At 74.1% G+C, this 23,780-nt stretch carries 18 protein-coding genes; 11 read left to right on the forward strand and 7 right to left on the reverse strand.

The genetic code is table 11. The features are described from left to right. Nucleotides 1-299: 299 nt before the first annotated feature. Nucleotides 300-1,472, forward strand: coding sequence for a patatin-like phospholipase family protein (locus BCD48_RS22300; RefSeq protein ID WP_071050363.1), 1,173 nt, complete (start codon nt 300-302; stop codon nt 1,470-1,472). 93 nt (nt 1,473-1,565) lie between these two features. Here BCD48_RS22300 and BCD48_RS22305 read toward each other — a convergent pair whose 3' ends face one another. Both BCD48_RS22305 and BCD48_RS22310 read right to left on the reverse strand, forming a co-directional pair. Further along, nucleotides 1,566-2,900, reverse strand: a complete 1,335-nt coding sequence (locus tag BCD48_RS22305) for a CpaE/TadZ family protein (protein ID WP_071050336.1) — start codon at nt 2,898-2,900, stop codon at nt 1,566-1,568. Next, nucleotides 2,897-3,730, reverse strand: coding sequence for an SAF domain-containing protein (locus BCD48_RS22310; protein WP_083419031.1), 834 nt, complete (start codon nt 3,728-3,730; stop codon nt 2,897-2,899). Before BCD48_RS22310 ends, BCD48_RS22305 begins: the two co-directional genes overlap by 4 nt. 694 nt (nt 3,731-4,424) lie before the next feature. Between BCD48_RS22310 and BCD48_RS22315 the strand changes: the two genes are divergently transcribed. Further along, a complete protein-coding gene (locus BCD48_RS22315; protein WP_071050365.1) occupies nt 4,425-4,661 on the forward strand; it encodes a helix-turn-helix domain-containing protein in 237 nt (78 codons plus the stop codon). A gap of 430 nt (nt 4,662-5,091) precedes the next feature. Here BCD48_RS22315 and BCD48_RS22320 read toward each other — a convergent pair whose 3' ends face one another. Beyond that, nucleotides 5,092-5,802: a hypothetical protein gene (locus tag BCD48_RS22320; RefSeq protein ID WP_491677164.1), complete on the reverse strand. Its 711-nt coding sequence runs from the start codon at nt 5,800-5,802 to the stop codon at nt 5,092-5,094. Nucleotides 5,803-6,148: 346 nt separating this feature from the next. Between BCD48_RS22320 and BCD48_RS50790 the strand changes: the two genes are divergently transcribed. Together BCD48_RS50790 and BCD48_RS22335 are read left to right on the forward strand one after the other, a co-directional pair. Further along, a complete protein-coding gene (locus BCD48_RS50790; RefSeq protein WP_131804089.1) occupies nt 6,149-7,729 on the forward strand; it encodes a LysM peptidoglycan-binding domain-containing protein in 1,581 nt (526 codons plus the stop codon). A 36-nt stretch (nt 7,730-7,765) separates the two neighbouring features. Then, a complete protein-coding gene (locus BCD48_RS22335; RefSeq protein ID WP_071050339.1) occupies nt 7,766-8,629 on the forward strand; it encodes an Rv3235 family protein in 864 nt (287 codons plus the stop codon). Nucleotides 8,630-8,673: 44 nt separating this feature from the next. Here BCD48_RS22335 and secA read toward each other — a convergent pair whose 3' ends face one another. Beyond that, a complete protein-coding gene (gene secA, locus BCD48_RS22340) occupies nt 8,674-11,664 on the reverse strand; it encodes a preprotein translocase subunit SecA (protein ID WP_071050340.1) in 2,991 nt (996 codons plus the stop codon). A 303-nt stretch (nt 11,665-11,967) separates the two neighbouring features. On the opposite strand from secA, the gene BCD48_RS22345 reads away from it, so the two are divergent. Continuing rightward, on the forward strand, nt 11,968-12,534 hold the full coding sequence (locus BCD48_RS22345; RefSeq protein ID WP_071050341.1) for a GNAT family N-acetyltransferase: 567 nt from the start codon (nt 11,968-11,970) through the stop codon (nt 12,532-12,534). Nucleotides 12,535-12,840: 306 nt separating this feature from the next. On the opposite strand, the gene BCD48_RS22350 is transcribed toward BCD48_RS22345, so the two are convergent. From BCD48_RS22350 to BCD48_RS53960, 3 genes are all read right to left on the reverse strand, one after another. Beyond that, nucleotides 12,841-13,554, reverse strand: coding sequence for a response regulator (locus BCD48_RS22350; RefSeq protein WP_071050342.1), 714 nt, complete (start codon nt 13,552-13,554; stop codon nt 12,841-12,843). Between the two features lie 501 nt (nt 13,555-14,055). After that, complete coding sequence (gene hpf / locus BCD48_RS22355; RefSeq protein ID WP_071050343.1) at nt 14,056-14,937, reverse strand: ribosome hibernation-promoting factor, HPF/YfiA family; 882 nt, start codon at nt 14,935-14,937, stop codon at nt 14,056-14,058. Between the two features lie 311 nt (nt 14,938-15,248). Continuing rightward, nucleotides 15,249-16,235 carry a phosphoribosyltransferase family protein gene (locus tag BCD48_RS53960; protein WP_071050344.1) on the reverse strand — a complete coding sequence of 329 codons (987 nt, stop codon included), beginning with the start codon at nt 16,233-16,235 and terminating at the stop codon, nt 15,249-15,251. Between the two features lie 337 nt (nt 16,236-16,572). Here BCD48_RS53960 and BCD48_RS22365 point away from each other — a divergent pair, with 337 nt between their 5' ends. The 6 genes from BCD48_RS22365 (at nt 16,573) to BCD48_RS22395 (ending at nt 23,675) form a co-directional block, all read left to right on the forward strand. Further along, on the forward strand, nt 16,573-17,760 hold the full coding sequence (locus BCD48_RS22365; protein WP_198543351.1) for a hypothetical protein: 1,188 nt from the start codon (nt 16,573-16,575) through the stop codon (nt 17,758-17,760). Then, nucleotides 17,760-18,446 carry a DUF4129 domain-containing protein gene (locus BCD48_RS22370; RefSeq protein ID WP_071050367.1) on the forward strand — a complete coding sequence of 229 codons (687 nt, stop codon included), beginning with the start codon at nt 17,760-17,762 and terminating at the stop codon, nt 18,444-18,446. Before BCD48_RS22365 ends, BCD48_RS22370 begins: the two co-directional genes overlap by 1 nt. Beyond that, nucleotides 18,443-19,912 (forward strand): DUF4350 domain-containing protein, encoded by a 1,470-nt coding sequence (locus BCD48_RS22375; RefSeq protein ID WP_071050346.1) that lies wholly within the window; start codon nt 18,443-18,445, stop codon nt 19,910-19,912. Before BCD48_RS22370 ends, BCD48_RS22375 begins: the two co-directional genes overlap by 4 nt. A gap of 416 nt (nt 19,913-20,328) precedes the next feature. After that, nucleotides 20,329-21,297, forward strand: coding sequence for an AAA family ATPase (locus tag BCD48_RS22385; RefSeq protein ID WP_083419034.1), 969 nt, complete (start codon nt 20,329-20,331; stop codon nt 21,295-21,297). Between the two features lie 7 nt (nt 21,298-21,304). Then, complete coding sequence (locus BCD48_RS22390) at nt 21,305-22,600, forward strand: DUF58 domain-containing protein (protein WP_071050349.1); 1,296 nt, start codon at nt 21,305-21,307, stop codon at nt 22,598-22,600. Nucleotides 22,601-22,787: 187 nt separating this feature from the next. Continuing rightward, a complete protein-coding gene (locus tag BCD48_RS22395; RefSeq protein WP_071050350.1) occupies nt 22,788-23,675 on the forward strand; it encodes a hypothetical protein in 888 nt (295 codons plus the stop codon). Nucleotides 23,676-23,780 lie beyond the last annotated feature (105 nt).

Here is a 23,780-nt window from a genome sequence, read left to right on the forward strand (position 1 = left end):
GCAGTACGAACGGTCAATGCGGACCGTGGACCGGAACCTCGGTGACCTCGGCGCGGACCCCGGCGGGCCTCCCCCACCGCGCGGCCGGTCCGAGAACACCCGTGTCAACGGCCCACGCGGACGCGACCATGCCCGCACGACCCGCACGCCCCGGTCACCGCCGACCGGGGCCGTCGCGAGCCGTCGCCAGACCGCCGCGGAAATGCCGCGCCACGGGCGCCCCGCCAACGGCCATAGGCCGTCGGCAGCCGCGAGGCCGGTCGCGCGGGCTTCGGTCGCCGCGCTGGGAGGTGGTGACGATGCCACGCAAACGAGCCCCACGCCGAGGGTTGGTCCTCGGCGCTGGTGGGGTACTCGGCTCTGCCTGGATGATTGGTGCCCTACGGGCGTACCAGGCCCAGACCGGCGATGATGCCCGGTCCTTTGACCTCATCGTGGGCACGTCGGCCGGTTCGGTGGTCGCGGCGCTCCTCAGCCTCGGCGTGGGAGTCGACGCCATGGCTGACTCCGAGCGAGGGCTGTACGAGCCGGGCGCGCCCATCCTGGACTACCGGGATCTCGGGGCGTCGTTGCCGCCGCCGCCCCGAATGCGGATGGGATCCCCGCGGCTGCTGACCAGCGCGGTGCTGCACCCCCGCCGGACGACGCCGATGGTGGCGCTCGCCGCGCTTCTGCCACAGGGGCGCGGCACGATCGCCGCGGTCGGCGACCTGGTCGCGAGCGCCGCCGCGCAGCACGCGGCGAGCGCCACCAGCTGGCCGCGACGGCTGCGGGTCGTGGCGATGGACTTCGACACCGGCGCGCGCGTGCTGTTCGGCGCGAACGGCGCGCCCAAGGTCACGACCCCCCAGGCCGTGATGGCGTCCTGCGCCATCCCCGGCTGGTACGCCCCCGTCACGATCGGCGGGCGACGCTTCGTCGACGGCGGAACCCGCTCACCGACGTCGCTTGACCTGTGCATGGACGCGGGGCTCGACGAGATCCTGGTGCTGGCGCCGGCATGCGCGTTCGACTACGACCGGCCGCGGCACCCCGTCGCCATCGCCGAACGCCAGTTGCGCCGCGCCGCCACCCGCCGGCTCGCCAGGGAGATCGTGCTGGCCGACGCGACCGGCACCAGTGTGTACGCGCTGTCTCCCGGCCGGGAGGACCTCGAGGTGATGGGCGGCAACGTCATGGACGTCACCCGGCGGGCCGAGGTGTTCGAGACCGCGCTGCGCACCTGTGCCGCCGTTTTCGCCGACCGGGCGGCCGGCGGGGTGACCGTGCCGGAAGACGCGGCCGCGGTGACACTCGGCCCGACGAGGCCGACCAAGCCGAGGAGGCCGACGGTGCCGGCGACCGCGCCCACCGTCGCCGGCGCGGCGCGCCTCGAGACCGCCCCGTCCCGCCGCACCGGGCCGGTACGGCGCCCGGCCGTCCGCGAGGAGCCCGGACTCACGGTCCGCGAGGAGCCCGGTCTCGCCGGCTGAGACGAGCGCGCGGCCGTCCGCGCAGGGCGCGCCTCGGAGAGGCGCACCAGTGAGCGGACGCCTGGCTCCGGCCTTGACGCCTGGCCGCGGCCTTCAGCGGCGGGCGGGCAGGCGGCGGCGCTGGCCGCGGGGCGTCCGGCCGGTCAGGCGGGTCGCGAGATCGCGGATCGCCGCCCGCGCGGGCGACGCGGGGGCGATGTCGCGCAACAGCTGGCCGGCCGCCTGCGCCGCGTCGAACGACGCCAGGTCGTAGGGGATCAGGGCGATGGGCTGGGCGCCGGTGTGCCGGTTGAGTGCCCTGGCGATCTCGCGGCGGGGATCGCCGCCGGCCACCGAGGCGCGCAGCCGGTTGACGACGACGAGCGGCTCGACGCCGGGAACCAGCTCGCGTAGGTCCGCGAGCCCGCGGACGAACCGGACCAGGCCGACGGGCTCGGCCGACGTCACCGCCACGACCGTGTCGGCCTCGGCGAGCACCGTGAGCGTGGCCCCGTTGCGTCGCGGCGCCGAGGTGTCGAAGCTCAGCTCCTCGTCGGCCTCCAGGCAGAACCCGCAGTCGACGATGACGAACTGCGCGAGCCGCCGGGACAGGTCCAGCACGTTCTCCAGCGCGGACGGCCGCAGCTCCGGCCAGCGCGACGGCCTGGCGATGCCCGGCAGCACCCGCAGGCCGCCGCCGAGATCGCGGCACAGCACGGCGAGCCGCGGCACGTCGAGCGTGCCCTGGTTGGCGGCCCGCGCCGCGGCGGCGATGCCGGGAGCCTCCTCGAGCAGGCCGACGAGCTGGCCGATGGATCCGCCGTAGGAGTCCGCGTCGATGAGCAGAGTGGACGAGCCGAGGTCGGCGAGCTCCGCGGCGAGGCTCAGCGCGATCGTCGTCCTGCCGGGGGCGCCGGTCGGGCCCCAGACGGCGATGATCCGCCCCTGAGCGACCGGCGCCCCGGCACGCTCGTCGTCGAGCTCGCCCGCCTCACCGAGGGCGGACGGCGGCATGGCGCCGTAGCCCACGACCGGGTCGCTGAAACCGTGGTTGATCGATACCGGGCCGATGGCTGGGCGGGTGGTCAGGGCCTTGGCGGCTTCCACGACGGCGGCGGCCACCGTCTGGGCGGTCGCGTCGGTCGCGATCACGGCGACGACGCCGAGCTGGCGCAGCCGCCGGTCACCCGCCTCGTCGCCGGGCGAGATCAGGCCGACCACGGCCACGCCCGCCTGCGCGAGCCGGGCGAGCGACTCCCGGTCGAGACGGCGCAGGTCGGCCGACAGCAGCGCGGCCCGCGCCGCGCCCGTCGTCGCGGCGGCGATCAGGTCCGGCAGGTCGACACAGCGGCGGACGACGGTGACGCCGAGGTCGTGGCGGTCGAAGGCCGAGACCAGCCCCGCCTCGACGACCGAGTCCGTGACGGCGGTCAGGATCGGCAGGCTCACCGGCCGTACCCCTGGGCCGCCGTCGGCCCGGTGTCGCCCACCTGACCGCGGCCGTCACGCTCCAGCTTCACGACGTCGACACGCTCGCTCTGCGATGCCGCGACCGCCCGGATTGCCGCGTCCACGGGCACCCGCAGCGTCAGTGACCGGTCGCCGGTCGCGATCCGCTGCTCGCCGAGGAACTCGACGTCGTGCAGGACCAGGACCTCGGCGCCGGCGCCGCCGGCCGCCGGGGTACCCACATCGCTGGGGCTGGTGGCTCCGTCGGAGGTGCCGGATCCGCTGGAAGTGTCGGTCTCGTCGACGGCGCCCGCCGGCTGGTAGACGTACACGTCGACGTGGTCACCGGGGGTCAGGGGAGGAACCCGGCCAGCCTTGACCACCACGGGCACGATCCGGGTCGCCCCGGCGTCCGGGCCGGCGAAGTCGCCGCCGCTGAGGAGCTCGCCCTTGCCGACCGGGCGGGCGAGCGTGCCGCCGATGACCTCATTCGACCGCCGTCCCGGGTAGTAACGGGCCGCCGTGTCATCGTCGAGCTGGGCGCGCACGGTGACGAGGTCCGCCGCGGTGACGACGTGACCGGCGGGCAGGTTCGTCTTGGCGGCCACCCAGGCGGCCGTCCGGTCGGCCGTGGCGAACAGCCGGGCGCCTATCACCACGGACACCAGCACGAGCAGCACGCCGAACAGCAGCCGGGTGTCACGCCAGCCGCGGCGGCCGAGCCGGCGGGCCGGCGGCGATGGCGGGATGATCGGGTCCGCCGACCTGCCGGATGAGCCTCGCCCATCCGGCAGGGACCCTGGGCCGAACGCGGGCGCCAGGTCGGTCACCGGTGATCTCCTCATCGTGCTCGGTCACCCGCGGGCGTGCACCCTGGGGTGGCGGCGGTTCCCACGACGGGGTCCCGGCCCGGTCGACGAGGCGACCGGGCAGGTCATGGTCGGACCGTCGCGCTATGCGCTCGGGAGGCGACGCGCACGGAAATACGACGTTGCACAGCGTACGCGCCTATAGACCACGTCGTGGCACCTGTGGGGATCTCCCACCGGACAACGAGTTGGACGCTTCAGAAGGCCGACACGATGTCCTTGGACCAGCAGTTCGTACATCGTGCTCGTCAATGCGGCCGAGCCCCGGCGAATTAATCACGGAAAGTATGCAAACAGGCGCGAACCGTCGTCGCCTGTCCGCCGTCGCGGTACGACCGAGCGCGATCGAGGTCAGTTATCCACAACCGAAGGCATCCGGGCGCATCCTGGCGCGAGAAACTGGTACACACGTCATAGGCACCGGCCGGCCTTCACGGAACCGTTCGCCGCACCAGCGCAGTCGGACGCACCGATACGCCCACGCGGCTGCCGCCCGGCGGAGCGGCCGGGAGGCCGCGGCCCCGGCGAGGGTGCGCCCGGCCCCGGCCCCGGGCCGCCGAGGTGGGCCTGAGGCACGCGTGGTCGCGACGAGGGCCGCGCGGGCGGCGAGCCGGACGGCTGCCGGACGGGCGGCGGAGGGATGGAGGGCAGCTCGATGAACGAACGGTTCCTGCAGCTCAGCGACGTCGCGGAGATTCTCAACATCTCGGCGTCGCAGACCTACGCGCTGGTCCGTAGCGGCGAGCTGCCGGCCATCAAGATCGGCGGGCGCGGCCAGTGGCGGGTGGAGCGCACCGAGCTGGAGGCATACATCCAGCGCGCCTACGAGCAGACGCGGGCATTCGTCCTGGCCAACCCGCTGGCCCGCCACGAGCCGGTGCCGGAGGACTGAGACATCCCGCGACCGGACGCTCCGCGCCCGCCGCCGGGCACCGCCTGTCGGGGCGAGGCGCTGGGCGCGCTCGCCCCGTGGTTCCGGGCCCTGGCATATGGCGGTGGTAGAGCTGGGACCGGGCTGACGAGGTGGCTGGGTGGGTATTGCGCCAATGCGCCGTCACCAGCTGTGGCTGGGCTGGACATCCGAGCCCATGGGGTGTCTGTCGGGCGCTGAGCCTAACCTCCCAGATCGGCTACGCAAGCTCCGCCGATCCGGCAGGGACCCTGCTCCCTGCGTGGTTCCGGCAACAGGTATATGGCGGTGGTAGGGCTGGGTTCGGCTCGGTGAGGTGGCCGGGTGGGCGCCGCGCTGATGCGCCGTCACGTGCTAGGGCTGGGTTGCGTGCGTTGCTCGCCAGAACGGCCTCGCACCGGGGCGCCAGTGTTCAGGTCCTGCGGAGCAGGACGATCACGGCCAGCGGAACGGTGCAGGCCTCGACGGCGCGCGGCCGGCGGAACTCGCCGGGAGCGTGCTCGGCGAGGTCGACGAAGTCGACGCCCACCCGGTCGATCGTTCCGCTGACCGTCCGGCCGTCGGCCAGCACGACCAGACAGCTGGACCGGTCCCTGGCGACTCCGCGCAGCACGTGCCGCAGGTCGAGGCTGGCACCGACCCGGCCCTCGTGCCCCGGGTGCGCCGCCGCGCCGCGCAGCCCGCGCACCGCCAGCAGGGACCGGAACGGGACCAGGGCCTCACCCCCGGCGACGTCCTCGGCGAGCAGCCAGTCCGCCCCCAGTGCGAGCAGCCGACCGGCGATCACGCCTCGCTCCGGGCCTGACTGGCCGATGATGTCGAAGCGCAGCCGATGCCCGACAGCCGGGCGCAGCCGATCGACGAGTCTCAGGTAGCCGATCTCCCGACGGCTCCGGTCCGCGATCTCGGCGGAGAGGTCGGCGGCCTCGGCCGCCTCCCATTGCGCCTCAAGATCCGCGAACAGCGCCTCCCAACGCAACCTGACACCCCCCTTGGCCGTCCCGACAATACGGACCGGCGACGTCGCCCCAGGCAGCCGGCCACCCGACGGACGGACGTGCCCGCCGGCCACCACACGAACCAGCGCGGGCCGAGGGCCGTCGACCCGTACCAGGTCAGACAACCAGGATTGACACTTTGCCGCCAGAGGGTTACACAGGCAAACAGAAGCAAACGAAGTATTCCGCATCGTCGAGGCCATCCAGAAGGGGGTCGCAGCGAACGGGGTCCCATTACAGGCGACTCCGACGGAACCGGCTTCGACGAAGCAGCTTGCGCACCGCCCTGGGTGATCTCCCGGTGACCCGCCCCCGCGGAGACCGCCTCTCCCGAGGCGGCGCCGTGGACGGCGGGCAGGCAGGTGCGTGCCATTTCGGGGGGACGCCCCCCCGAATCATCCGAGACGAGCCCACCGTGTTCGCTGCCCACAGGGCGGCCGCGCGACGGCCCACAGCGCGAAGTGAGGCGCGATGAGATCGATCCGGCGCGTGGTGCGGGCCGTCTTCCCGATCGCGTTGGCGGGCAGCGTCGCCGCGGTCCTGATCGTCGCCGGCCCGGGCCTCGCCGACCTGCCGGCGAGCCTCGCCGACGTTCCGCGCTGGTTCTCCGACGCGCCGGAGCAGGCTTTGGTCACGGCGGTGGCCGCGGCCGCCTGGGCCTGCCTGCTGTGGCTGTGCCTGGGCGTCGTCATCGGTTCGCTCGCGGCGCTGCCCGGGGCGGCCGGGCGTGGCGCCGGGCAGCTGTCACGCTGGATGCTGCCGCGCACGATGCACCGCCTGCTCGAGGTCAGCCTCGGCCTGACGATCGTCGCGAGCAGCGCCAGCGGACTGATCGCCGCGACGCCCGCGTCGGCGAGCGTGCCCCACGACTCGCCGACGGCCGCCCAGACCCAGGTGTGGCCTGATCTCTCCCCGCCCATCGCCCAGGGACCGGCCTCGTCCGGGAGCGGGACATCCGGCTCGTGGCCGGATCTCTCGCCCCCGGTCACCACCTCGACGTCGGGCACGAACTGGCCCGACCTCTCCCCGCCGAGCGGCTCGGCGCCCGCGCCCGCGAGCCAGGCGCCGAGTCCACCCGCCCGAAACCCACCCGCGCCCACCACGCGGCCCCCGACGACCCAGCCGGCGGCGCCGGCCCCCACCACGCCAGCCGCACCAGCACCACCGCCAGCCGCACCACCGCCAGCACCCGCCGCACCAGCCCCCACCACACCGGTCGCGCAGGCGCCGGCCGTCCCGGCGCCGGTCACCACCGCCCCAGCGGCGCCGGCCACCCCGACCAACCCGACGCCGTCAGCCGATCCGGCAGGAACCCCGGGGCCGGCGGCATCGCTCACCCCCAGCCCGTCTACCAGCGCGCCGGATGCCTCCGACCAGCCTTCCGTGTCGCCCACCGCCCCGGCATCGGCCTCCCCGGACGGGGCCGGGCCGCGGGCCGGGCTGCCCGAAGGCACCCCGATCGTCGTGCTCACTCCCAGAGACCAAGGCGCCTCGCCCTCAGCCACTCCCGAGACGGGCGCCCCTGCCCCCGGCGCCCCGTCGCCTTCCGCCAGCACGTCGGCGGCTCCTTCGTCCTCCCCCACGACGCTCCCGTCCGCGCCGGCTCAGACAGCCGACCCGACGTGGACGCCAGCGGCCTCGCCGACGCCGTCCGCCAGCCCGACGCCCTGGACGCCGACGATGCCCACGAGCGAGCCACCCGCGTCCGTCCTCCGGCCGGCCGCGATGCCCGCCTCCGGCTGGCCGGACCTGTCGCCGCCACTTTCGTCGCCCTCCCCCTCGAGCTCGCCCTCGCCGGGCCTCGATCCGCTGGGGGGTTCGGCGCCTCGCGGGATCGGCGGGCCGTCCGACGACGGCTCGCGGACGGAGGTGGTCGTCCACCGCGGCGACTCCCTGTGGACGATCGCCGCCCGCCACCTCGGCCCGGGCGCGACCGAAGCCCAGATCGCGGCCGAATGGCCACAGTGGTGGGCAGCCAACCGGGACGTGATCGGTCCAGACCCGAACCTGCTCCTTCCCGGCCAGCGGCTACAGCCGCCCTCCGGGCCCTGACCCCGCCCACACCGGCCTGCTCCCGGAGGCGCGCATATGACTCTTCCCAACGCTCACGCGAGGCAGCCCGACGTACCCGAGCCGCCCTCGCCCGCGGCGTTGCGCGGGCACCCGGCGTTCATGACCGAGCCGCCCTATGACGACGAGGCGCAAAGCGCCCGACACGACGAGGCGCGAAGCGTCCGGGAAAACGCGGCGCGAAACACCGGCGACGGCGACGGCGACGCCGCACGGGACACCCGGGACGAGAAGCCGCGAGGTGCCGGCGCGGACAAGCCGCGGTGCGCGGGTGATGGTGAGGCGCCGCGGGCCCATGCCGGCCGGCGCACCCTCCAGACCGGCGGGCGACGCGGCCCCGGCACCGCCGGCTCCTCCCACGGGCGAGGCGCGCGGCACGGCGCCGCCGCCCACCGTGGGCCCGGCGACGTCCGGCTTCCGCCGCCGCCGTCTCCGGCCGCCACGGGCTCCCGTGGTCATTCCCGAGCGACGGACGACGTCTCGCTGCGCACCGTCTCCGGGCGGCCGAACGTGACGGCGCACCCGGCGGCGCGCCACGCGCCGCTCCGGATCCCGCCGCAGGTCCGTGACAGCCGTTTTCTGGAAAGTCCAGCCCCGGCCGCGACCATCGTCGTCCGGGCGATCGTCGAGGTGCTCTCCGGCGTGCGGCCGGTCTCGCACCTGGCCGGCTGGGCTACCCCGCGGCTGCAGGCCGCGCTGGAGAAGCTCGGCGGCCGTTACCCGGGCCGCGGCTCCGTCCGCAGCATCCGGATCGGCGAGCCGCGGCCAGGCGTCGCCGAGATCGTGGCGGTCGTCAACCGCGGCGACCGGGTAGCCGCCCTCGCGCTGCGGATGGAGTCGGCGGGAGGCCGCTGGCAGGTGACCAGCCTCCAGATCGGCTGACCGCCCGCGGGGGGGCGGTCAGCCGATCTGGGCGAGACGGCCCGCTAGCCTCGGCGGGCCGGGTCGCCGTGGCAGCGCTTGTACTTGCGGCCAGATCCGCACGGGCACGGCGCGTTGCGGGCGGTGCCCTTCGGCTGGCCGCCCAGGCCGCCAGCCGCCGCGCCCCCGCCAGCCCCATCGCGCCCGTAGGACGCCACCGGCTCCGGGCCGCCGTCGACCGACGGCGCCGAGTACTGCAGGCCCCCGCTCGGCCGGCGAGGTTCCAGACCCTTGACGAACACCGGCGGAGGCGTGGGAGCCGCGGGCACCGGCGGAGTGGGCGTGGCCGGAGGGGCCGGAGGGGCCGGAGGGGCCGGAGCCTGGGCCCCCTGCGCCCTGCGGGCGGCACGCGAACCACCCCGTGCCAGCGGGGCCGTCTGCGCGGCCGGCGGCACCTCGCGCTCCGCGGCCGGCCGGTTCACCGCGGTCAGCGGCGTCGGCGCGCCCAGCGTGGGAGCGGTCCCCGCTGGTTGCTGGCCGCCCGGCCCCTCGTCGCGGCCCGCGACCTGGACCTCGACGTTGAACAGCAGCCGGACGGACTCCTCCTTGATCCCTTCCATCATGGTCTGGAACATCGAGTAGCCCTCGCGCTGGTACTCCACCAGCGGGTCACGCTGCCCCATCGCCCGCAGGCCGATGCCCTCCTGCAGGTAGTCCATCTCGTAGAGATGCTCGCGCCACTTCTTGTCGAGCACGGCGAGCACAACCCGCCGCTCGAGCTCACGCATCACCGGCTCTTCGTCGGGGCCGGCGCCGAGCTCGGCCTCCCGCCGGTCGTAAGCATCCTGCGCGTCGGTCTGGATGTCCTCGAGGAGCATGTCCGTGCTCAGGCCGTCGCGGTCGTCGGACGCCGGGGCCTCGACGCCGACCGGGTAGAGCTGGCCGAGGCCGGTCCACAGCGTGTCGAGGTCCCACTCCTCCGCGAAGCCGTCGGCGGTGGCGCCCTGCACGTAGCCGGCGATCGTGTCGTCGACGAAGTGGCGGACCTGCTCGTGCAGGTCGGCGCCCTCGAGAACCTTGCGGCGCTCCTCGTAGATAACGGTGCGCTGCTTGTTCATCACCTCGTCGTACTTCAGGACGTTCTTGCGGATCTCGAAGTTCTGGCCCTCGACCTGCGTCTGGGCCGACCGGATCGCACGGGTGACGATCTTCGACTCGATCGGCACGTCCTCGGGGATCTGGAGCCGGTCCATGATCCCTTCGACCGTGGACGCGTTGAACAGCCGCATCAGGTCGTCGCCGAGGGAGAGGTAGAACCGGGACTCGCCGCTGTCACCCTGGCGCCCGGCGCGCCCGCGCAGCTGGTTGTCGATCCGGCGGGACTCGTGTCGCTCCGTGCCGAGCACGTACAGCCCGCCGAGCTCGCGGACCTCGTCGTGCTCGGTGGCGACCGACGACCTGGCCTTCTCCAGGGCCTCCGGCCAGGCGGCCTCGTAGTCCTCGGGCGTCTCGAGCGGCGACAGCCCGCGGGAACGCAGCTCCGCCTGGGCGATGAACTCGGGGTTGCCGCCCAGCATGATGTCCGTACCTCGGCCGGCCATGTTCGTGGCGACCGTGACGGCGCCACGCCGGCCGGCCTCCGCGATGATCAGCGCCTCACGCTCGTGGTGCTTGGCGTTGAGCACCTCGTGCTTCACGCCCTCTTTGGTGAGCTGCCGGGACAGGTACTCGGACTTCTCGACGCTGGTGGTGCCGACGAGGACCGGCTGGCCCTTCTTGTGCCGGGCGACGATGTCGTCGACGACGGAGGCGAACTTCGCGACCTCGGTCTTGTAGACGACATCAGCCTGGTCGTCCCGGATCATCGGCTTGTTCGTCGGGATCGGCACCACACCCAGCTTGTAGGTCTGGTGGAACTCGGCGGCCTCGGTCATGGCCGTACCGGTCATCCCGGACAGCTTCTCGTAGAGCCGGAAGTAGTTCTGCAGCGTGATCGTCGCGAGGGTCTGGTTCTCCTGCTTGATCTCGACCTTCTCCTTGGCCTCGATCGCCTGGTGCATGCCCTCGCTGTAGCGCCGGCCGTGCAGGATACGGCCGGTGAACTCGTCGACGATCAGGACCTCACCGTCGGTGACGATGTAGTCCTTGTCCAGCTTGTAGAGCTCCTTGGCCTTCAGGGAGTTGTTCAGGTAGCCGACGAGCGGGGTGTTCACCGACTCGTAGAGGTTCTCGATGCCGAGCTGGTCCTCGACCTTCTCGACCCCGGACTCGGTGATGGCGACGGTCCGCTTGCCCTCCTCGACCTCGTAGTCGACGTCGCGGATGAGCAGCGGGGCGATCCGCGCGAACTCCGTGTACCAACGGGTCGGCTGGTCGGCCGGGCCGCTGATGATGAGGGGGGTACGCGCCTCGTCGATGAGGATCGAGTCGGCCTCGTCGATGATGGCGAAGTTGTGGCCGCGCTGGACCAGCTCCTCGCCGCTCCACGCCATGTTGTCGCGCAGGTAGTCGAAGCCGAACTCGTTGTTCGTGCCGTAGGTGATGTCGCAGGCGTACTGCTCGCGACGCGCCGAGGGCGGCATCTGCGGGTGGATCACGCCGACCGAAAGGCCGAGGAAGCGGTGGACGCGGCCCATGTTCTCGGCGTCGCGCTGGGCCAGGTAGTCGTTCACCGTGATCACGTGCACGCCCTCGCCAGCGAGCGCGTTCAGATACGCCGGCAGCGTCGAGACCAGCGTCTTTCCCTCACCGGTCTTCATCTCGGCGATGTTGCCGCGGTGCAGCGCCGCCCCGCCCATGATCTGCACGTCGAAGTGCCGCTGGCCGAGCGTGCGCTTGGCCGCTTCGCGTACCGCGGCGAAGGCCTCCGGCAGCAGCGAGTCGAGCGTCTCCTCGCCGTCGGCGAGGCGCTGGCGGAACTCGTCGGTCATGCCGCGCAGCTCGGCGTCCGAGAGGCCAACGAAGTCGTCCTCGATGCGGTTCACAAGTTCCATGTCGTCGCGGAGCTTGCGCAGGATCCGTCCTTCGCCGGCGCGCAGGATCTTATCTAGTACCACGGGCGAGGCTCCTCCGGCTGGCATGTCGACGAGCGGGCCGACACCACGATGCTAGCCCTTCCCGGCCGTCCGATCGGAACCCACGACGCGCCAAGGCCGGGTCATCCGCGCGTGTGTGACAGGACACCGGGGCACGCCGACTGCCGGATGCCTTCGCCCGCCCCCGCCGCTCGCCGGTCAGAACGCGAACAAGACTGGTCTCGGTTCGGGTCCCGGTTCGGCGCTAATGCGATGGCCAGGCTCGCCGCCCCGCCCCGCCCCACACTCGCGCCGCAGCCGAGTACATGTCCGGAGGAATACGCCATGTCCACACTCGAGCCGGTCGAGATCACCGCGGGCTCGCTGCACCTGCGCCCGTGGCGGCCGGGCGACGCCGACGCCGTGTTCGCCGTCTGCCAGGACCCGGAGATCCAGCGCTGGACGACGATCCCGTCGCCGTACCACCGCGACGACGCGACCGGCTTCGTCGACGGCAGGTCCCCGGCGAACTGGGCCACCGGCACGGCGGCCCAGTTCGCCGTGGTCGACGCGACCAGCGGGGAGCTGCTCGCCTCCGTCGGGCTGCAGGACCTGCGCGACCCGGCCGGGCACCCGGGGGTGGCGCCGGGCGGCGACGGCGAGGTCGGCTACTGGTGCGCCGCCACCGCTCGCGGGCGCGGGGTCGTGACCAGCGCGGTCGAGGTGCTCTGCCGCTGGGGGTTCGGGCCGCTGGAGCTGGCCAGAATCCGTTGGATCGCGCTGACGGGCAACGAGGCGTCCCGGCGCGTGGCGGTCAAGGCCGGATTCGCCATCGACCCGGCCCCCCGGTCGCTCCCGCACCCCCGCGACGGCGTCATCGCCAACTTCTGGACGGGCGTCCTACTGCCCTGACAACGAAGCGCCCCGACACGTGGCGGTCAAGGCGGGATTTACCGTCGGCCCCGCGCCCCTGCCCCTCCCGCAGCGCCGCAGCGGTGGTAGGGCCGACCACTGGACCGGCATCCTGCCGCCCTGACAACGAAGCGCAACCACCAGCGGTGACGGCGCATCGGCGCTGCGTCAGCTCAGCCAAGTCGCCGGCCCGGAACCAGGCCGACCACCGCCATACGCTAGGGCCCGGAACCACGTGGGGAGGGCGCCCAGCGCCCGACGGCGCCGCCCGGTTGCGGGCGCGAAGCATCCGGCAACGGGAGCGCCTTAGGTGATCTCGAGGAGCTTCTCGCGGACGGCGTAGACGACGGCCTCCATCCGTGAGTGCAGCTGGAGCTTCTCCAGGATGTTGCGGATGTGGTTCTTGACCGTGTTCTCGCTGATGAAGAGCTGCTTGGCGATGTCGCGGTTGTTCATACCCTTCGCGACGAGCCGGAGCACCTCCATCTCCCGGTCGGTCAGGCGAGGGGTGGGCAGCTGCGGCCGGTCATCCTTGTTCTTGATCATCGAGGCGAACTCGCTGAGCAGCTTCGAGGCCATCGACGGGCTGATCAGGCTCTGCCCGTTGTACACGGCGCGGATGTCGGCCGCGACCTCGTCGATCGAGATCTCCTTGAGCAGGTAGCCCATCGCGCCGGCCTTGATGGCGTCGTAGAGGTCGGCCTCCTCGTCGCTGATCGTCAGCATGACGATTTTCGCGCTGGGCACCGCCTGCTTGATGACGCTGGTCGCGTCGATGCCCCCTCGACGCGGCATCCGTACATCCATCAGGACGATGTCCGGAGCCATCTCGCTGGCCATCGTCACCGCCTCGGTGCCGTCGGCGGCCTCGCCGACGACCTCGATATCCGGCTCCTGCGCGAGCACCATCTCCAGCCCGCGGCGAAACAGCGCATGATCGTCGACGATCAGCACCCGGATGGGGTTCTCCTCCGATGGCGCCCGCGGCGTCTCGGGCGAGCGCTGCTCGTCCACCGTCATCTGGCCTCCCTAAACCGCTGCCCCGGCATCACGGGCGGCGGCGCGGCCGGACCCGAACGCGGACGCTGCCCACGCACCAGTCCGACGGCCAGACCGGGCCGAACCCTCCCGTCGGCCCGTGGCGCCCGCCACCCGATGCCGATGATCCCACGTCGGCGGGGCTTTCCCCCACCGATCCACCTTCCCCACCGATCAGCCAACACCGGACAAGGCACCAATTTCCAAGTTCGGCCACGTCCGAGGCCTGTATGGGGATCGACAGAGAACGCTGTGATACGCGGTGGTCACCGGATTGGCGGGACTCCTGAGACCGGTGGGATCTCCGTCTTTACGGACAGCCGTGAGGCAGCGGGGCCCTGACTTCGGGCGGACGTGCAAGCGCGCCCGTCGGCGGGAAGCCGGACACGAGCCGGCCCCCTGGGCAGCCCCGACCGGGCTCTCCAGAGGGCCGGCGCGGCGGGCCGGCCAGGCCGGCCCGCCGCGGGCGTTCCGTGGGACCTCCTACGACGTCGTTCCCATGGGCTCACGCTCCTCGTCCGAGGCCGCCGCCGGGTCCTCCGGGCCGATCAGGTGGATGACGCCGTAGTCGTAGCCTCGCCGGCGGTACACGACACTCGCCTGCCCGGTCACCTGGTCCTGGAAGAGGTAGAAGTCGTGACCGACGAGCTCCATGTTCGACAGCGCGTCGTCCAGCGTCATCGGCGCCGCCCGGTGCGTCTTGGTACGCACGATCATGGGCGAGCGGTCCGGCTGCTCGTAACGGTCCACGTCGATGCCCTCCAACTCGCGCTCGAACTCGCGCTCGCCGCCGGCGGGCCGGGCGCCGTTCGAGGCACCCGGGGATCGCTGGCCGGTGCCAGCCGTGCCGCGCCTGCCCACGGCGGCCGCGACGTCGGCCGGGGTGACCACGCCACCGCCGGAAGGTGCCGGTGCGCCCGTCGTCGCCGAGCCCTGCCCGGGCAGGGCGGACGCCGCCCGGCGCTCGTTCTGCTCCGACGCGGCGGGGCCACGGTCCCCGCGGCCAGTCAGCGGCGGCCCGACATAGGCGCGCCCGTGGCCCTGACCGTGGTTACCGTGCTGGTGGTCGGCGCGGCGCTCGGCCGCCCGGCGCAGCCGTTCGGCGAGCTTGTTCGTCGCCCCGTCCAGCGCGGAGTAGGGGTCGGCGGCGGCGGCCTCGGCGCGGATCACCGGACCACGGCTGTAAAGAGTGAGCTCGACCCGCTCGCGGACGTCCGACATGCGGGGGTTGCGCTCCCTGGACAGCTCGACGTCGACCCGGATGACCTTGCCGTCGTACCGTTCGAGCTTCGCGAGCTTGCTCTGGACGTGCGTACGGAACCGTTCTGGAACCGCCGTGTGCCGGCCCTTGACCACGATGTCCACGCGATCCACCTCCCGTTCGCCGGCCGGGTGTCCCGTCCGCGGTGCGGCGGCTTAGCTCCGCATCCGGGACGGAGCCCGGCGCTCCGGTGCTGGCACGGGCCCGAGCGGGCCCGACCGAACCGGGTCTCGTCGTCGTACTGGCTGTCCCCCATCTCAGGAAAAACGCGCGCCTGTCGCCGCTGTGCGGTCTCGATCGGTCCTGCCTGTCGGTCCGCTCCTCTCGTCTCGCCTGGTGTGGCGGATGTCGGCGCCCGCCTACCGGAGCGCGGGTGGTCGGACGACCCGCCCGTTCACCGGTAGGCCATCTAGTTTCACCCATCCGGTACCCGCGTGGTGGGCAATCGGACACGTGGGCGTGCCGGAGTGCCGCCGGCCGCCGCGATGACGGCCGTGGCCAGCACCGGCACCCCGGCCTGGCGAAGCGCCCGTACCGCCTCGGCGAGCGTGGCGCCGGTGGTCGCCACGTCGTCCACCACCACGACGTCGACCCTGTCGGTCGGAACTCGGCCCGGCCGGCCGCCGGCCGGGCCGGGCTGGCCTCCGCCCGCGCGCAGGCCACCGTCTGGCCCGCCGGCCCGGGACGGCCCGTCGGCGGGCCCGGTCCGAACGGGCCAGACAGGGCCGCGTCCCTCCTGACCGGCGGGACCGGCCTCCCGGCAGGCCGCCGCCACCCGGGCCGCCACCGCCGGCCGCGCCGCGAACGCCCCGGCGACGTTCGCGGCCCGCGCGCGGGCCCCGAGCCCGGCCTGGTCGGCCGTCCGGCGGACCGGGCGCAACAGCGGCGCGACCCACGTCGGCATGCCGGCGCGGGTCGTCACCCGGGCGGCGGCCGCCGCCACCCTGGCGACATGGTCGAACCCTCGCTGGCGCAGCGCCGCCCCGCTTGCCGGCACCGGTACGAGCAGGACCACTCCGGTGCCCGGCCCGACAGGCGGGCGCGTGACGGCGAGGGCCGCGCTGACCGCGGAGGCCAGCGCACCGCCGAGCGGGCCGGTGAGATCCAGGCGGCCACGCTCCTTGTACGCGATCACCAGCGAGCCGGCCGGGCCGGCGTAGCGGGCGGCCGCGACGCATGGCGGCGGGCCTCGCCGCCCCGGGGTGGCCGCACTGCCCGGGGCGGCGAGAATCGGGGGACCGGCCAGCACCGCGGCGCAGGCCGCGCACACCGCGGCGCCGGCGCGCCCGCAGCCGGCGCAGGCCCGCGGCAGCACCAGGTCGGCCAGGGTGCCGAGCGCCGAGCGCGCCGGCCCACGAGCGGTCTGGTGCACCCACGCGCCGCGGCGCCGTGATCCGGTCACCCGCGCAGCATCGGCCAGCGCCCTCGCCCGCGCCAGCCCCGGCGTCCGCCCTGTGGACAACCCACGCCGGCGGGCTGTCTCCGGCCCGGCCTCCCGGGATGAGCACGGAGTGTCCGCGGCGTCGGCCGCCCGACGGCGCCGGTACCGCTCCGGCCCGGCTCTGAAAGGATGAGCCCGATCATTCGGGACGACGGGAGCGCGCATGGCCGTAGGTGGGCCGGTCACTGGCCCGTATCCGCCGCCGCCCCCATACGGTCCCGGCCAGCCCCCGCCGCCCCCCTACGGCCCTGGCCAGCCCCCGCCGGGCCCATGGGGACCCGGTCAGTGGGGGCCCGCCGTGCCGGCGGGGCCGGCGGGCCCGGCACCGGGAGCGGCGGGATGGAGCCCGGTACCCGCGCCGAGCCCGGGCGGGCAGGGACAGCACGCTCCCGGGGCCTCGACGGCTGGCTGGTCGGCTCCGGGTTCCGAGCTCGCCGGTGGTGGCGGCGCGGGCGGCGGCGCCCGCCGCGGCGCCTTCCGCCGGCCGGCGGGGCGACCGGTCGGCGCCGCGACGAGCGTGGTGCCGTTGCGGCCGCTGAGCGTCAGCGAGATCCTTGACGGCGCGTTCGTCACGATGCGGACGAACCCGGGCGCGACGCTCGGGCTCACCCTCGTAACCGGAGCCGTGTTCGAGACCGTGGGCGCGATCGTGACGCTCGCCGCCCAGGACGCGTCGTTCGCCTTCTACACGCTGCTGCAGGTCGTGCTGCGCGGGCTCGACTTCATGCTGGTGATCCTGCTGGCCGGAGTGCTCGCGGTCGTCGTCGCCGAGGCGAGCCTCGGCCCGGGGCCCGCCGGCAGGTCCCGGATCGGCCTCGGGGCGGCGGTCCGCCGGGTCGCGCCCCGGTTGCCGGGGCTGGTGAGGCTGGCCCTGCTGCTCACGTTGCTGATGGTCCTCGGCCTGGTCACGCTCGGCGCGGTGTCGATCTGGCTGGGGGTGCTGTTCTGCTTCGCCACCCCGGTGTACGCGTTGGAGGGCGGGACGGTCACGGGCGCACTGCGCCGGTCGCGTTACCTGATCCGGGGCGCCTGGTGGCGAACGTTCGGCATCCTGCTACTCGCTGGGGTAATCGCCGGAACGCTGGTACTCGTCGTGAGCGTGCCGGTCGCCCTGTTCACGGCGCCCGCATCGTCGTCGCTCACCGAGTCGTCCGGGAATCCAAGCACCACCGGCCTCGTCGTCCAGGCCCTGGGGAGCCTTCTGATCGTCACGATCGTCACCCCGGTGCTCGCCGGCGTCATCGCGATCCTCTACATCGACCGGCGGATCCGCAGGGAGGCCCTCGACGTCACCCTCGCGCGGGCGGCGGCCACCGGCGCCACTGACGCCGTCGCCGCGGCGGCCGCCCCGCCGGCCGCCGGCTTCCCCACGGCTGGCTTCCCTGCCGCGGGCATCCCGGTTCCTGGTTTTCCGGCGGCCGGTGCCCGCCCGCCGGCGCCGCCGCCGGGCCAGAGCGGATGGCCGCACCAGGGCGGGTGGTCCTGATGGCGACGCTCGGCGGCGCGGTCACCCGCGAGGGCGCCCAGGACGAGGCACGCCGGGAGCTCTCACGCGACATCTACGGCCGTCAGGACGGGCGCCACTCGCCGGGCTGGCTACACCGGGCCGTCGACTGGATCAACCACAAGTTGAGCCAGCTCTTCGACTGGCTCGACCCCAACGTCCACCAGCCTGGTGGGAACTACACCGGGCTCGGCATCCTCGCCGTGCTGCTGGTGCTGGTCGCGCTGGCGATGGTGCTGCGGCTGTGGCTCGGCCCGGTCCGCCGCTCGGCCAGGGACCGCTCGCAGGAGACCGACCTCGCGAGCGCCCTGTCCGCACGGGCGCTTCGCGCCGAGGCGGAGGGGCACGCGGCTGCCGGCCGCCACGCCGAGGCGGTGCGCTCCCGGCTGCGCGCCGTGGTGCGGATGCTGGAGGAGAAGGGTGTCCTCGACCCGAGGGCAAGTCGCACCGCCGGCGAGCTGGTCATGGAGATGACGGCGGTCACGACGACCGGCATCGGCGAGCTGCGCGTCGCGGTGGCCGTGTTCAGCGATATCTGGTACGGCGGCCGTCCGGCCGGCCCCGAGTCGTACCAGGCGGTCGTGCGGGYCGACGACGCACTCGCGGACGTCCGCCGGCCGGCACACGAGGACCGCCCCTCCGGCCCGAGCCACGCGGTGCCCGCATGACCGCCCCGACGGCCCCCGCCCCGGCCCCGCCGGGCCAGCCGGCCGGCACGCCTGGCGCGGGCGGGCCGGGCGGGCCCGGGCCGACCGGCTCGACGTTCCAGCAGAGCGGTCCGCGCCCGGCCACGCGGCGACGGGTGACGATCGCGCTCGCCGTCGTCGGCGTGGTCGTCGTCGCCTACTCCCTGCTCGCCGTGGCGATCGGCCAGCCGTCGAGCGGCGGCAAGGAGTCCCTGGACACCAGGTCGCCGGCACCAGCCGGCACCATGGCGCTCGCCGAGATCCTGCGCCACCGCGGCATCGACGTCACCCCCCGCGACCATGCGTGGGACGCGCTGACCGCGCCGGGCGACGCCGCCGACCTGACGATGGTCGTGATCAGGCCGGGCCGGCTCGACCGCTACACCCTCGGCAACCTGCGTCAGCTTGCCGAGGACGGCGCCGACGTGGTGCTGGTGGGAGCCAACGCCAACGTGCTGGCCGCGCTGGACGTGCCCGTCGACACCGTCGACACGGTCACCCTGCCCGGCGCGAAGACCCCGGCCTGCGAGCTGGCCGAGGCCCGCACGGCGGGCCGCACGACGATCTCCGGCTCGGTCCACTACGACCGGCCCACCGAGGCTCCCGAGGGGCCGGCGGCCGGCGTCACGGCCACGTTCTGCTACGCGCCGCCCGCGGGCGGCGCGCCGCTGGCCGTGGTGACGGCGCCGAGCTGGGCCGGGCGGCTCGTGCTGCTCAGCGGGGCGGGCTTCCTCACCAACGCCGATCTCGACCGCGAGGGCAACGCCGCACTCGCCCTCGGTCTGCTCGCCCGCCACTCCCACCTGGACTGGGTGATCCAGGAGCAGGTCCTCACGGACCCGGCCGACCGCGACAGCGTCGCGGACCTGCTGGGGCCCGGCTTCTGGCTGACCTGCCTGCAGATCCTCGTCGCGCTCGTCCTGCTGGCGCTCTGGCGCGGACGGCGGCTCGGCCCACCGGTGCCGGAACCGCTGCCCGTGGTCGTGCGCGCCGCCGAGACCACGGAGGGCCGCGGCCGGCTCTACTCGGCGGCCAGGGCGCGCGGCCTCGCCGCCGAGGCGTTGCGCGCGGGCCTGCGCGCCCGGCTCGCCGACCGGCTGGGCCTGCCGCCGCACAGCGCGCCCGGCGCTGGTGGCACAGTGCGTGCCGGCGCCGTGGCGAAGGAGATCAGCGGGCCGGACCCGGCGGCCCTCGTAGCCTCGGTCGTCGCGCGGACAGGCCGCCCGCCGGTGAAGATCTGGGCGCTCCTGTACGGTTCGGGCTGGTCGCCCGCGGCCCAGGCCGCGCCGCCGGCCGCGGTCATGCCGGCGCCGGGGGCCTGGCCGGCTCCCCCCGCCGGCGGGCCCCCCGCGCCGGGTCCCCAGCAACCAGAACCGCTGGACGACGCCGCGCTGGTTCGGCTCGCTAAAGCACTCGACAAGCTCGATCGGCAGGTGGGTGGAAGGTGACAACTCCGTATCCCGGCGCCTATGTCCCCGGTGTTCCGGCGCCGGAACCTGGCGCGGCCGGCGGCCAGGGCTACCCTGGCGCCGCCAGGCCGTCCGCAACGACGGCGCCGCCCGGGACCACGGCGCCGCCCGAGGACCCGGCACTCGAGGACGAGGCGGCCGGTGAGGTCACCATCGTCGGGGGCGACACGATCCGGGCGCCGTTCGGGCCCCCGCCGCCGACCGCGCCGGCCCCGCGGCCCTCGACGTCCCCACCGTCGGAACAGCCACCCCCACCCCCACTGCCGACGCCGTGGCCAGCCGCGCCCGCGCCGGTCACGGGCCCGGCGCTGACCGTCCCGCCACCGTCACCGCCACCCCCGCCGCCCCCGCCGCCCGTAACGCGGCCGGCGCCCGTGGCGGCGGCGCCCGCCGGCATGCCGTCCGCGCAGGAGCAGGAGGCCGCGAGGGCGGCGCTGGTCCGGCTGCGTTCCGAGGTGGGGAAGGCCGTCATCGGCCAGGACGCGGCCGTCAGCGGCCTGGTGGTGGCGCTGCTCTGCCGCGGCCACGCGCTGCTGGAGGGCGTTCCCGGCGTGGCGAAGACCCTGCTGGTGCGTACCCTGGCCAGGGCGCTCGCGCTGGAGACCAAGCGGCTGCAGTTCACCCCCGACCTGATGCCCGGCGACGTCACCGGCTCGCTGTTCTACGACAACCGGAGCTCCGAGTTCGCCTTCCGCGAGGGCCCGGTCTTCACCAACCTGCTGCTCGCCGACGAGATCAACCGCACCCCGCCGAAGACTCAGGCGTCGCTGCTGGAGGTCATGGAGGAGCGCCAGGTCAGCGTCGACGGCACCCCCAGGCCGCTGCCCAGCCCGTTCGCCGTGCTGGCCACGCAGAACCCGGTCGAGCACGAGGGCACCTACCCGCTGCCCGAGGCACAGCTCGACCGGTTCCTCGTCAAGGTGACGCTGCCGCTGCCGTCCCGTGACGACGAGGTCCGGGTGCTCGCGCACCACGCGGCGGGCTTTGACCCCGGTGACCTCGACGCCGCCGGCGTGACGGCGGTCGCCGGCCCGGCCGAGCTGGCCATCGCCCGGGCCAGTGCCCGCGCCGTCCAGGTCCGTCCCGAGGTGCTGGCGTACATCGTCGACCTCGCCCGGGCGACCCGCTCCGCGCCGTCGGTCCTGCTCGGGGTGTCGCCGCGAGGCGCGACGGCGCTGCTCGCGACGTCGAAGGCGTGGGCGTGGCTGTCCGGCCGCGGCTATGCCACCCCGGACGACGTGAAGGCGCTCGCCCGCGCGACGCTGCGGCACCGGATCAGCCTGCGCCCGGAGGCCGAGCTGGACGGTGTCACCGCGGACGTGGTGCTCGAGCAGGTGCTCGCGACCGTTCCCGTCCCCCGCTGAGCAGCCGATGGCGATAACCGGGCGGGCGGCGGCATGCGCGTTCCTCGGCGCGGTGGCGGTGGCGCTCGCCCCTGTCCCCGGCGTCGTGATCCTGATCGTCGACCTGCTGATCGTCGGGCTGGTGCTGCTCGACGTGGCGCTCGCCGGCTCGGTCCGGGCGTTGGAGTTCTCCCGGAGCGGGCCGCGCGGCGCGCGGCTCGGCCAGCCGGTGCCGCTGGTGCTGACCGTCAGCAACAACGGCACCCGGGCGGTGCGGGCCAGGATCCGGGACGCGTGGCCGCCGTCGGCCGGCGCGCGGCCGCTGACCTACAGCGTGACCGTTCCGGCCGGCGAGCGACGCTTCCTGGAGGCGACTCTCTACCCGACGCGGCGTGGTGACCGGGAGCCGTTCCGGATCACCGTCCGCTCGCTCGGCCCGCTGGGCCTGGCCGGACGGCAGGGCCGCCACCACTGCCCGTGGCGGGTGCGGGTGCTGCCACCGTTCCACTCCCGCCGTCACCTGCCGTCGGCGCTCGCCCGGCTGCGCGAGGTCGAGGGCCAGGTGGCCATCCGCGGCGGCGGGGCGGGCTCCGAGTTCGACAGCCTGCGCGACTACGTGATCGGCGACGACGTCCGCAACATCGACTGGCGCGGCACCGCCCGGCGCGGCTCGGTCGTCGTGAAGACGTTCCGCCCGGAACGCGACCGCCGGGTGGTCTGCGTGCTGGACACGGCCCGCACGTCGGCCGGCCGAGTCGGCGACGCACCTCGGCTCGACCACGCGCTCGACGCCGCGCTGCTGCTGACCGCCGTCGCGCTGCGCGCCGGTGACCGGGTCGGGCTCGTCGCGCACGACAGCGAGGCGCGCCTGACGCTGCCCGAGTCGAGCGAGGGAAACCTGCTGTCGCGGATGAGCGAGGCGATGGCGACGCTGGAGCCGGCACTCGTCGAGGCCGACCACGAGGGCATCGTCTCGACGGTGCTGCGCATGACCCGCCGGCGCGCGCTGGTCGTCATCTTCAGCGAGCTGGTGCCGGCGGTGATCGAGGAGTCGCTGCTGCCGGCGCTGCCGGCGCTGACCGCCCGGCACACGGTGCTGGTCGCCGCCCTGCGCGACCCGAGGCTCGCCGAGCTCGCCACCGGCCGCGGCGACGTCCGCGACGTCTACGCGGCCGCCTCGGCCGAACAGACCCTGCTGCGCCGCCGCCAGCTCACCGAGGAGCTGCGCAGCCGCGGCGTCGAGGTCGTCGACGCCGCCCCCGACCGCTACGCCCCCGCCGTCACCGATGCCTACCTGTCCCTGAAGGCCCTCGGCCGCCTGTAGCTGGCCGGCTGAGGCCGCCGCGAGCCTCATCGTGGCAGGCGATATCGGGGTCAGGGACCGAGGACCGCCGGGTCAACCCAATATCGCCTGTCTCAACGCGGCCGCTCGCTGGCGGCGTCGCCCTCCGTGGATCCGGGGGTGCACCACCCGAATCCGACCTGTCGGACCCATCAGGCATGGTGGCGATATGCCCACCTCCGCCCACGAGACGCCGCTCGAGCTGCTCCGGCTCGACCCGTCCCTGCCCGACTGGGTGCAGACCGAGCTGCTCGGCGACGACGCCCCGACCTTCGACCACGCACGCCTTTACGACCCGAATGTCCGCCCGCGGACCTACCAGGCGGACGCGATGGTGCTGTACTGCGGGAAGGACGACCTGCCGCTGCGGGCGACCGTCTACGAGGTCCAGCGCGGCCGGGATCCGGACAAACTCGGATCCTGGAAGCTGTATGTCGGCCATATGGAGACCGAGTTCCGCGTCAAGGCCTCGCTGGTGGTCTTCGTCCCCGACAAGGCGGTGGCCGACTGGTACCGCGACCAGGTCGCCCGGGACACCCGCAGCGGCGCGTGGCTGCGGCCGTGGTTCTTCACTCCCGCCGACGTGCCGCCCATCGTCGATGACGAGCTGGCGGCGATCCGGCCGGCGCGGGTGCTGTTCTCCGCGATGTGCCACCTCGACGACGCCAGCGTCGAGGACATGTACCCGGCGCTGCTGGCCGCGCTCGCTACGTTGGAACCGACGGCGAAGATCTTTTACCATAACGTGACAGTGGGTAGGCTGCCCGCACCGGCTCGGGCCCGATGGGAGGCGTTTCTGATGACCACGACCGTCGGTAAGCGTTACTACGACGAGATACTCAACGAGGCCGACGCCCGTGGTGAGGCCCGCGGCGAGGCCCTCGGGGAGGCCCGCGGCGAGGCGAAGGCGGTGCTGCTGGTGCTCGAGAGCCGCGGTGTACCTGTACCTGACGCGATCCGTGAGCGGATTCTCGCCAGCGTTGACACCGCGCAGCTCGACCAGTGGCTTCGCCACGCGGCCACCGCGACCACCGTCGAGGACGTCATCCGGGGCTAATGCCCCACGGCGGCCCTTGCCGTTGATGTCGGGCGGAAGGCGCTCTGAGCCATCACCGCCGCGAGCGCATCGCCACCGGCCGCCAGGCCCCCGCCGTCACCGACG

Origin of the sequence: Pseudofrankia coriaricola (genome assembly GCF_001854805.1) — a bacterium.
GTDB lineage: Bacteria > Actinomycetota > Actinomycetes > Frankiales > Frankiaceae > Pseudofrankia.